This is a genomic window from Acidobacteriota bacterium (genome assembly GCA_030949985.1).
Classification (GTDB): Bacteria; Acidobacteriota; Polarisedimenticolia; order J045; family J045; genus JALTMS01.
Genome location: JAUZRX010000020.1, coordinates 1 through 9,372 on the forward strand (window position 1 = coordinate 1; position 9,372 = coordinate 9,372).

Below are 9,372 nucleotides of genomic sequence, written 5' to 3' on the forward strand. Positions count from 1 at the left end.
CCCCTTCTGGTGGCCCACCGCGGCGGCTGCGCCTGCGCGCCGGAGAACTCCGCCGCCGCCCTCTGTCGCGCCCTCGAGGCGGGAGCCGCCGCGGTCGAGATCGACGCACGGCCCACCGCCGACGGCCTGCTGGTGCTGCTCCACGACCCGACGCCGGAGCGCGTGACGGGAGAGACGCGGGCCGCACGGGAGTGTTCGGCGCGGGAGCTGGTGGCACAGGAGTACAGCCAGGCCCCCGGCCAGCACCTCCTGCTGCTCGACGAGGCCCTGGCCCTGCTCGCCGAGAAAGTGCTGCTCGACATCGAACTCAAACCGGACCCGCCCGTCTCGCCGCGGGAGATCGCGCGGCGGGCCCTGGCCGCTCTCGAGCGGGCCGGCTCTCCCCAGCAGGTCGTGGTGACCTCCAGCGACAGCGCCTGTCTCGAAGCCCTGCGCCAGGCCGCCCCCGCGTTGACCACCGGCCTGGTTTTCCATGGCTCCGATCCGCGGGATCCGGCATCCGCCGCCCAGGCCTGCGGCGCCCGGCTGGTCGTCGCCCAGCAACGCCGTCTGACGCCCGAACAGGTCGCGTCCATCCTCGGCGCCGGCCTGCGCCTGTGGGCCTATACGATCAACGACGCGGAACGGGCACGGGAACTGCTGGCCCTGGGGGTGGAGGGCCTGGTCACCGACGACGAGCAGGCCCTTGGCGACGCGCTGGGGGTTGCGGACACCGAACCCGCCCGGAGGGGCGGTGAGACGATCCTCGCCCTCGACCTGGGATCCACATCCACCAAGGCGGCTCTGGTCGATCCCGACCAGGGCGAGATCGTCCACCGGGTGAGCGTTCCGACACCCGTTCACTACCGGGAAGGCGGCCGGGTCGAGCACGACCCCCGGCAGGTCCTCGCCAGCGTCGAGGGACTGCTGGAACAGTTGGCCGACGGGGCCCGTGCCGGCGCGCCGCCGGTCGCGGCCGCCCTGGCCTCCCAGCGCTCCACCGGACTGTGGATCGACGCCGCGGGCGCGCCGCTGACCTGCGCGCCATCCTGGAGGGACCCCCGTGGCGACGAGGTGCTCGAGGCCCTGGCCCCACAGCGTCGGATCCTGGAGGAGGCCACCGGCCTGCCCCTACTCACCGCCTGGACCGCCATCAAGGGGGCCTGGCTGCGGGATACCGTCACCCTTCCCCCCGGCGCGCGCCTGGCGCCCCTGGGCTCGTGGGTCGCAGCCCGCCTGTGCGAAGGCGAAACCCGGGTGGACCCCACCCTGGCCAACCGCATGTTCCTGCTCGATGCCGGGGGCTCGACCTGGTCGGAACAGGCCCTGCGTGCCTTTTCCCTCGATCCGGGCCAGTTACCCGCGCTGGTGCCGTCCCTCGGCCCCCACGGCACGCTCCCCTGGCCGGGCGGGGCGCGGGTCCCCCTGGTGACCCTGATCGGCGACCAGCAGGCGGCCTACGTGGGCGCCGCCGGTCCGCTGGGCCGGCGCCTGGTGTTCAACGTGGGCACGGCGGCCTTCGCCATGCGCGCGGCAGCCGCGGGGGAGCCGCCGCCTCCGGGGGGGCGGCGGGCGCCCCTGTGGACCTCGGGCAAGCGACCGATCCCCCCCCTTTTCCTGCTTGAAAAACCCCTCCTGCCCGACACCGACGCTGCGGCGACCGACCCCCAGTGGCATCGGCACCTGGCCCGGCACCAGGCCCTGGGCGATCGCTCGCCGGAGCGCCGCGCCCGGGCCCTGGCCGATGCGGCCGCCAGCCTGGTGCGGGGAGGCCTCCGGGGAGGCGTGATGCTCTCCGGTGGGGTTCTAAACAGCCCGCAACTGGTTGCCCTGCTGCGTCGTGCCCTGGATCTGCCCCTGGTCTGCGCACCGGAACCGGAGCTGACTCTGCTGGGCGCCGCCCGCCTGGCCACCGCGGTCTGTGGGCGGACCTGGTCGACCGGCCCCCAGAACCGTCGCCCCCTCAGCGGGGGCTGAGGATCTCCACGCGACCCGCCTCGAGCAGCCGCAGCGCCTCGGGGCTGTCCGCAGGGAGAGTACGCAACAGGCGACGACCGAGACGCACCTCGATGGGCAGCAAGGCGCCCGAGGGCAGACGCACCGCACGGTAGTGCAGTTCCGGCGGCGGCTCCCCGGGCCCCGGCGGACGCGGCGGGGCGATCTTGCGCGTGGTCATCGGTCTCTCCTCTCGGAAGCCAGCCCATTATGACTCACCCCACACGCGGGCAGCCGGGCCCGGCCCCGCTCAGGGCTGCTCCACCTCCACCTCCACCGTCCCTTCCCGGCGGTGGAGGTAGATCCACGCCCGGCCGGCATCCATCGTGCCCCGGGCCCGGGGGTCGCGCCCCTGGCTGCTGCAGCCACTGCGATGAGGAATGCCGCAGGCAAAGGTGGTCCGCCGACCACCCGCATCGATCACCCAGCGGTAGGCCCAGACGTTGGTGCGGTTGCTGACTTCTGCGTAAATCTCGTTGGCCCCGTCATGCAGCGCTTGAGAGAGATCGACCCACGATCCGCGCAGGGTGTCCGCCGGGGCCACCTCCTCGTCGTTGGCGAAAATCCTCACCTCGTCGTCCGCGCTGAAGACCCTGACCCGCACCACCACGGGAGGCGCCGACGACTCGCCGAAAACGATCGAAAGCACTTCGACCCGGGGAATGTGGCGGCGCCGACCATCGGGCAATTCCAGCAGCAGGCGCTGGGAATCGAGTTCGAGAACCTTGCCGACGACCTCGTCGCCATCGCGCAGGGTGACCCGGTCGCCGTCGGCCGGAACGAAGCCTCCGAACAAAAGGGCGAGAAGAAGAAAGACGCCCGCGCAGCGCCCGCTGTTACCGATCCGGGACATGGTCGACCTCCTCAACGCACCCGGGTGCCGGAGAGTCCCCTACGCTGCGGGCGGGCCCTTCGGGCGACCCCAGGAGGATGCATCATGGCAGACGCGGCAACCTGCTTCATCTCCCCGACCCGGGACGTCACCTGCGACCGCCTCGCCCCCCAGCTCGCGAGCCTGGCCGAGTCGAAGGCGACGACCCTCTGGCTGGCCCTGGGCGGCCACGTCTTCGTCGGCCCCGGCGGACGCATCGAGAGACCTGCGCGATCCCTCCGCCGCGCCGCCGGCCGGGCGCTGATCCGGCGGGGATGGCACGCGGTGGTCGCCGACTCCAGCCCGTGGCTGCTGCAAGGAAGACTCGCCCCGGGGCCGGTCTGCCTCTGCGTCCGAACCGCCGAGCCGTCCCGCGCCGCCACCGTGGTAGCACCCGCGGTGGCCCTGCTCGAGCAGGCAGCCGACGACGACCCGCTGTTCGCGGTCAAGTGCACCACACCCAGTCTCTGGTCCCTGCTCAGCCAAATCCGTCCTCTCGCCGCCTCCACCCTTCCCCTGCTGCTCAGGGGGGAAACCGGCACCGGCAAGGAAGTCCTGGCCCGTGCGTTGCACGGCGCGTCCGGCCGCACGGGTGACTTCGTCGCCGAGAACTGCGCGGCCCTGCCGGAGAGCCTTCTCGAGGCGGAACTCTTCGGCTCCCGCCAGGGGGCCTTCACCGGGGCCGTGACCCACCGCTCGGGGAGGGTGGCCCAGGCCGACGGCGGCACCCTCTTCCTCGACGAGATCGCCGACCTTTCCCTGCCTCTGCAGGCCAAGCTGCTGCGGGTGCTCCAGGAACGCGAGGTGCGCGCCCTCGGTGCCGACCGTCCCCGGCCGGTGGATCTGCGCTGCATCGCCGCCACGCACCAGGACCTCTCCGCCCTGGTGGCCGGCGGTCGCTTTCGACAAGACCTCTACTACCGGCTGGCAGGGCTGGAAATCCGGCTGCCTTCCCTCAGGGAACGCCCCGAGGATCTCCCGGCCCTGGTGGCCGTCCTCTGCGCCCGAGCGGCCGCCGAGGGACTCGGCCCCGGTCGCTGGCTCGACTCCGGAGCCCTCGAGACACTCGCTCTCTGCGCGCTGCCCGGCAACGTGCGCCAGCTCGACCACATCCTCCGTGTGGCGATGAGCCTCTCGCCGAAGCCCCTGGTCGCCGCCGACATGGTTCGTCGTTGCGCGGCGGCCTCCCGCCCCGTCACGAACCTCGAACTGGAGACGATCTGCCTGGCCCTCGAACAGGCCGGCGGCGTCAAGGCCGCCGCCGCGCGCCGCCTGGGCTGGTCGCGCCAGAAGCTCTACCGCCGTCTCGCCGCTTACGGCCTCGCATGAGCTGGCATGGGCTCCCCGCGCTTCTCTCGACGCCGTCGCTGTTCGTCCCCGGCGATCCCACACCTCCCGGACAGGGGTTTCCGCCCGGACGAGAGAGAAGAACACCAAGCCGGCGGTCGGTGTCGTCGGGTCCCGGCTCGTGGTGTCGGCGCCGTCGATCCCGACGCAGTCGGCCGGGTCGAACGCGTCGGGCGCGTCCCTGCGCAGCGTGTCGCCAACCAGGCTGTTGCCGCTGCCGCCGGGGCCGAAACGCGCGCGAGACGCCGTATCGAGGACCTCGACCCGCACCGGGTGATCGTCCAGCGCCAAATCTTCTCCCGGCGCCACCGGCACGTCTCCCGTCTCGCCGGGCAGAATCCCACCGTCGAGATACCAGCTCACTTCCTGCTCGTGGATCGCCGGCCGGACGCTATTGCCGACGACGAGAGTCTCGTCGGTCCCGGGACACAGTCGGCGCCACCGAAGACCGGCTCCGACGGGCAGCAGGGGCAGTCGAGGGCGGGGTCCCTGAAGAAACCGTTGTCGGGTTCATCGACGCCGGACGCGTGCGACACCACGTTCATCCGGCGGAAGTTGATGCTTCCACGGTACTCGGCGCAGGGTTCCCGCTCCCGGAGGTAGTCGATGGTGTTTCGCACGTCGAGCGCGTAAGAATCGATTTCCGCGTCGGTGTCGCCGTCTCCCGGGAAGGTGATATTCAGGCCATGGGCCGGATCCGCCCGTCGCATTCCGGCCCGGAGGCGCGAAGATGCATGATTCCAGCCACGCCGGTAAGGCTACGGCGACGCGCAGCTCCGGAAAGCCGGACAGCCCGGACACCCGGAACTTTCAGCGGCGATGCCCATCGATGGCCAGTTCCAACAGGCGGTCGATCAACTCGGTAAAGTTGATTCCCGAGGCCTGCCATAAGCGCGGAAACATGGAGATCGGGGTGAACCCGGGAATCGTGTTCACCTCGTTGAGCACGATTTTCCCTGTCTCCCGCTCGAGCAGGAAGTCCACCCGCGCCATACCCCGCAAGTCGAGGGCGACGAAAGCCCGCGCGGCATAGCTGCGCAGCTCCCGCAGCACCTCGGCCGACAGGGGAGCGGGAATGATCAGCTTGGATTCGGCATCCTCGTACTTGGCGCGGTAGTCGTAAAACTCGCCGTGGGGCTCGATCTCCCCGGCCACGCTGACTTCGGGCACCCGATGGCCCAGCACGGCGACTTCGATTTCCCGGGGGCCGGGCACCGCGGCTTCCACCACGACCTTCGAATCCCAGCGGGTTGCGTTCCCGAGGGCATCGGCCAGCCCTTCGGGGCCCTCGACCTTCGAGATGCCCACGCTGGACCCCGCCCGGGCCGGCTTGACGAACAGGGGCCAGCCCAACTCTTCCACCGCCCGGGCCACGGCCTCCGTGTCCCGGACCTGCTCGCCGGAGAAGACCGCGTCACGCACCACCGGCAGGCCTTCGGCGGCCAGCATGCGACGGGCACGATCCTTGTCCATGGCCAGGGCCGAGCCGAGCACGCCCGCCCCCACGCAGGGAATCCCGGCCCAGGCGGTCAGCCCCTGGAGTTTGCCGTCTTCCCCGCCCCAACCATGAATCACGGGAAAGACCGCGTCGAGGGGCGGCGAGCAGGGCCGACCATCATCTTCGCGACGCAGACGACGGTCCTCCGGATGAGAGGGCAGGCGCACCCGCACGCCCCGCCCGGGTCCCGGATCCGCGGTGAGCATGTCCTCACCACCGGACCACGCCACTCCCCGGCGGTCCACCCGCACCAGGACAGGTTCCCACCGGGAGCGATCGAGATGTTTGAGAATGCCCCGGGCCGACACCAGGGAAACATCGTGCTCAGGGCTGCGCCCGCCGAAGAACAGGGCCACCACCCGTCTCATCCCACCACCTCCTCCGAACCGGCGGCCAGCTCCCGCTCCAGGCGGGCGATCAGCGCCGCGGGCCCCTGGACCCGCACATCCAGGCGGCCATCGACGGCCTCCCAGGCCAGGACCACCCCGCGACGAGAGAGTTCGGCGACGATGTCCTGGCGCGCCAGGGGCACGGCCAGGGTCAGGCTGACCTCGAGCCCCAGGAGGCGGTCCGCCAGGCGCTGAACGAGGGTCTCGACCCCCTCCCCCGTGCGGGCGGAGACGAAGGCCGCACCGGGCCAGCGGCGGCGCAGTTCCCTGACGACTGCCGGCTCGGCGGCATCCACCTTGTTGAAGACCAGCCACCGGGGCAGCTCCCCCAGCAGGCTGTCATCGAGGACGCGATCCACCGTGGCCAACTGCTCATCGAGCCGGGGGTGGGCCGCGTCGGCCACGTGAACCAACAGGTCCGCCTCCGCGGCCTCCTCGAAGGTGGAGCGGAAAGACGCGACCAGGTGATGGGGCAGCTTGCGGATCAGGCCCACGGTGTCTTTGAGCAACATCGCCCCACGACGCCCCAGCTCCACCCGCCGCACGGTGGGATCGAGGGTCGCGAAGAGTCGGTCCTCGACTTTCACGCCGGCGGCCACCACCGCGTTGAACAGCGACGACTTGCCCACGTTGGTGTAACCGACCAATGCCGCCTGGGGCAGACCGGTGCGCGACTGGCGTCGCACCTGGCGTCCCCGCAACAGGCGCTGGAGATCCCGGCGCAGGCGATCGATGCGGCGGCGGATCATCCGCCTGTCCAGTTCGATCTGCTTTTCGCCTTCGCCCTTGGTCCCCCCCGGGCCACCTCCCACCTGTCGCGAGAGGTGGGTCCAGCGGCCCGCCAGCCGGGGAAGCAGGTATTCGAGCTGGGCGATCTCCACCTGGGTCCGCGCCTCCCGGCTGCGGGCGTGTTCGGCGAAGATGTCGATGATCAATCCACCGCGATCCACCACCGGCAGGTCGAAAATCGCTTCGAGATTGCGGGACTGGGCCGGAGAAAGGTCCTCGTCGACGATCACCAGGCCGGCGCCCAGGCCCCGGGCCATCACCGCCACGTCTTCCGCCTGGCCCCGGCCGATGAAGGTTGCGGGATGGATCTGTCGTCGCGGCAGCAGCGCTCGACCGACGGTGACGAAAGAAGCGGTATCCGCCAGGCGCTCGAGTTCGTCGAGGTGTTGCTCCACCTCGCGGGCGGCGCCGCCCCCTCCCTGGACGACACCGACGAGGTAGGCGCGACCACGTTCGGGTGAAGCGGAAGGTTTGCTCATCGAGCCCCTACCAGGCGCATCCACTGCCCGGCCGGCAGGGATTCGCTACCGGAGTGAACGATCTTTCCCGCAGCGTCGACGACCACGCTCCAGGGCAAAAGCCGCGCCCCCAGGGCGCGCTCCACCCGGCCCTCCACGTCGTAGACCAGCGCGCCGCGCAGACCGAGTTCCTCGCTCCACTCGCGGAAGTCGCCCTCGTTCTGTCGACGCGAGACACCGACGACGATCAGGCGGTATCCCCGCCGGCCGAGGGTGCCGGTACGGCGACGCGCGGCAGCCACGGCCTTGGCGCAGGGCGGACACCAGCGGGCAACGAAGAGGATCTCGGTGACCTTGCCCGGTTCGTGCAGCGACAGGCGCTCGCCTGAAAGGGCCACCACTTCGAGGGAAGGGACCCGGGGCCCTTGCGCCGCCACCGCAGCCGCCCCGGCGGCCGCGACGAAAGCCGCCAAAAAGAGGGAAACACGCAGGAATCTGAAGATCAGAGTCTCATCCACCCCTGGTAGGCGAACCAAGCGGCCAGCACGAGCATGACGACACCGACGATCTTCTTCAGGGTGACCATCCACCCCCCAGGTCGGGGCAGGCTGGCCGCCAGCCCGGAGAAGATGGCCAGCACCAGGAAGAGTACTCCCAATCCCAGGCTGAAGGCCAGCATCGCCAGGCTGCCGAAGACGAAGCGTTGCTGGGTCGCCACCAGGGTCACCAGGGGGAAGACGATGGGAGCCGCGCAGGGAGCGGCGACGATGGCGGAGGTCGCCCCCATCAAGGCGGCGCCTGCCATCCCCTGGCGCGGACCCAAGCCCACACGGTCGAGCAGAAACGAGGGCACGCGGATCTCGAACAGCCCCATCATGCCCAGTCCGAAGACCGCCAGGACCAGAGCCACCAGGCCGTAACCCCAGAAGGTCTGGGTCAACGATCCGAAGGGTTTGCCCAGCAGGATCGCCGCCATGCCCAAGCCGGTGTACACCGCCGCCATGCCCGCAATGTAGAACAGCGCCCGCGCAGTCACGCGCCAGCGCCGTCCCTCGGGGGAGGCTCCGGCGGCAACGGCTTGAGACTCGGCCCCTCCCATGTAGGTCACCACGATGGGGATCATCGGATAGACACACGGGGTCAGGGAAGCCAGCACGCCGGCGGCGAAGAACAGGCCGATGGCCAAGGGGTCGGAAGCCCCCTTGACCGAGTCGGCCAGCTGCGCGGCCAAGGCCCCGACCCGGTCTTCGAGACCCGAGCCGGCCAGGGCCAGAAGCATAGGATTCATCACGGCGTGCCCTTATGGATGGGGGTTACGGAACACCAGGAGGCCATTCAACCCATGAGGATCTCATCGATGAACTTGGAAAGATCGCTCTTCGTGCGGTTGCCCAGGAGGTGGCCCACCACTTCGCCCCCTTTGAAGAAGAGCAGGGTGGGCACCGTATGAACACCGAAACGATGGGCGGTCGCACGGGCGTCGTCAACGTCCAGGCTGAAGAACTTCATTTTCCCGGCGTATTCGCCGGCCAGCGCTTCAACAGTCGGCGCCAGGGCCTTACAGGGACCGCACCAGGTTGCGGAGAAATCGACGAGAACCGGCGTATCGGATTGCAGGACCTCGGCATCGAAAGTGTCGTCTCGGAGCGCAGGAAGGTTGGCCATGGGTCTTGAATCTCCATCGGGTCGGACCGCGCCGGCGGCGCGGTCAATCCTCAAAGGCGCGACAACGCTGTACCAGCGTTGATGCCATGCTCGTCCCGGCAGCGCCGTCACCGCTCGGTAAAACCCTCGAGCGCGCTGCCGGGCCTTGCCCTACTGAGATGCCACACAGGCGCCGGAGGATACCAACCCGAGCCCCACCCTGCATCCCCCCCACCGTGGAGCGAAGAATGTGCCCCGTGGCCCGGGGGCCGGGGGGGGGCGCAAGCCGCCGGGGGTGTCCGGACCCTGTCCGCGGCACCTGTCCGCATGCGGACGCCTCGTCCCCAAACTCCGCGCCCGAGCGCGGGTTCAAACTGGCCCCGCTCTTGCTCTCCCACGGGG

Annotated in this window: 10 protein-coding genes; 2 read left to right on the plus strand and 8 right to left on the minus strand. The window is 70.3% G+C overall.

Annotation, left to right across the window (positions count from 1 at the left end):
- Positions 1–1,956, plus strand: a 1,956-nt coding sequence (locus Q9Q40_04880; GenBank protein MDQ7006542.1) for an FGGY family carbohydrate kinase, incomplete at its 5' end; no start/stop codon positions are given.
- Here Q9Q40_04880 and Q9Q40_04885 read toward each other — a convergent pair.
- Both Q9Q40_04885 and Q9Q40_04890 read right to left on the minus strand, forming a co-directional pair.
- A complete protein-coding gene (locus Q9Q40_04885) occupies positions 1,943–2,155 on the minus strand; it encodes a hypothetical protein (protein ID MDQ7006543.1) in 213 nt (70 codons plus the stop codon). The genes Q9Q40_04880 and Q9Q40_04885 overlap by 14 nt on opposite strands.
- A 69-nt stretch (positions 2,156–2,224) precedes the next feature.
- Positions 2,225–2,827, minus strand: coding sequence for a hypothetical protein (locus Q9Q40_04890; protein ID MDQ7006544.1), 603 nt, complete (start codon positions 2,825–2,827; stop codon positions 2,225–2,227).
- Positions 2,828–2,911: 84 nt separating this feature from the next.
- Between Q9Q40_04890 and Q9Q40_04895 the strand changes: the two genes are divergently transcribed.
- Positions 2,912–4,174, plus strand: coding sequence for a sigma 54-interacting transcriptional regulator (locus Q9Q40_04895; GenBank protein MDQ7006545.1), 1,263 nt, complete (start codon positions 2,912–2,914; stop codon positions 4,172–4,174).
- A gap of 377 nt (positions 4,175–4,551) precedes the next feature.
- Here the strand turns inward: Q9Q40_04895 and Q9Q40_04900 are convergent, their stop codons facing one another.
- The 6 genes from Q9Q40_04900 to trxA form a co-directional block, all read right to left on the minus strand.
- On the minus strand, positions 4,552–4,902 hold the full coding sequence (locus tag Q9Q40_04900) for a M64 family metallopeptidase (GenBank protein ID MDQ7006546.1): 351 nt from the start codon (positions 4,900–4,902) through the stop codon (positions 4,552–4,554).
- Between the two features lie 100 nt (positions 4,903–5,002).
- Positions 5,003–6,058, minus strand: coding sequence for a D-alanine--D-alanine ligase family protein (locus Q9Q40_04905; protein MDQ7006547.1), 1,056 nt, complete (start codon positions 6,056–6,058; stop codon positions 5,003–5,005).
- Positions 6,055–7,347: a GTPase HflX gene (hflX, locus tag Q9Q40_04910; GenBank protein MDQ7006548.1), complete on the minus strand. Its 1,293-nt coding sequence runs from the start codon at positions 7,345–7,347 to the stop codon at positions 6,055–6,057. The genes Q9Q40_04905 and hflX overlap by 4 nt, the downstream gene beginning before the upstream one ends.
- Positions 7,344–7,844: a redoxin family protein gene (locus tag Q9Q40_04915; GenBank protein ID MDQ7006549.1), complete on the minus strand. Its 501-nt coding sequence runs from the start codon at positions 7,842–7,844 to the stop codon at positions 7,344–7,346. The genes hflX and Q9Q40_04915 overlap by 4 nt, the downstream gene beginning before the upstream one ends.
- On the minus strand, positions 7,829–8,614 hold the full coding sequence (locus Q9Q40_04920) for a cytochrome c biogenesis protein CcdA (protein MDQ7006550.1): 786 nt from the start codon (positions 8,612–8,614) through the stop codon (positions 7,829–7,831). The genes Q9Q40_04915 and Q9Q40_04920 overlap by 16 nt, the downstream gene beginning before the upstream one ends.
- Positions 8,615–8,661: 47 nt before the next feature.
- Positions 8,662–8,991: a thioredoxin gene (trxA, locus tag Q9Q40_04925; protein MDQ7006551.1), complete on the minus strand. Its 330-nt coding sequence runs from the start codon at positions 8,989–8,991 to the stop codon at positions 8,662–8,664.
- Between the last annotated feature and the right edge of the window lie 381 nt (positions 8,992–9,372).

Excerpts from the sequence above, each read along its gene's own strand:
- Q9Q40_04885 (MDQ7006543.1), bottom strand. The coding sequence starts at position 2,155 with ATGACCACGCGCAAGATCGCCCCGCCGCGTCCGCCGGGGCCCGGGGAG.
- Q9Q40_04890 (MDQ7006544.1), bottom strand. The coding sequence starts at position 2,827 with ATGTCCCGGATCGGTAACAGCGGGCGCTGCGCGGGCGTCTTTCTTCTT.
- Q9Q40_04895 (MDQ7006545.1), top strand. The coding sequence starts at position 2,912 with ATGGCAGACGCGGCAACCTGCTTCATCTCCCCGACCCGGGACGTCACC.
- Q9Q40_04900 (MDQ7006546.1), bottom strand. The coding sequence starts at position 4,902 with ATGCGACGGGCGGATCCGGCCCATGGCCTGAATATCACCTTCCCGGGA.
- Q9Q40_04905 (MDQ7006547.1), bottom strand. The coding sequence starts at position 6,058 with ATGAGACGGGTGGTGGCCCTGTTCTTCGGCGGGCGCAGCCCTGAGCAC.
- hflX (MDQ7006548.1), bottom strand. The coding sequence starts at position 7,347 with ATGAGCAAACCTTCCGCTTCACCCGAACGTGGTCGCGCCTACCTCGTC.
- Q9Q40_04920 (MDQ7006550.1), bottom strand. The coding sequence starts at position 8,614 with ATGAATCCTATGCTTCTGGCCCTGGCCGGCTCGGGTCTCGAAGACCGG.
- trxA (MDQ7006551.1), bottom strand. The coding sequence starts at position 8,991 with ATGGCCAACCTTCCTGCGCTCCGAGACGACACTTTCGATGCCGAGGTC.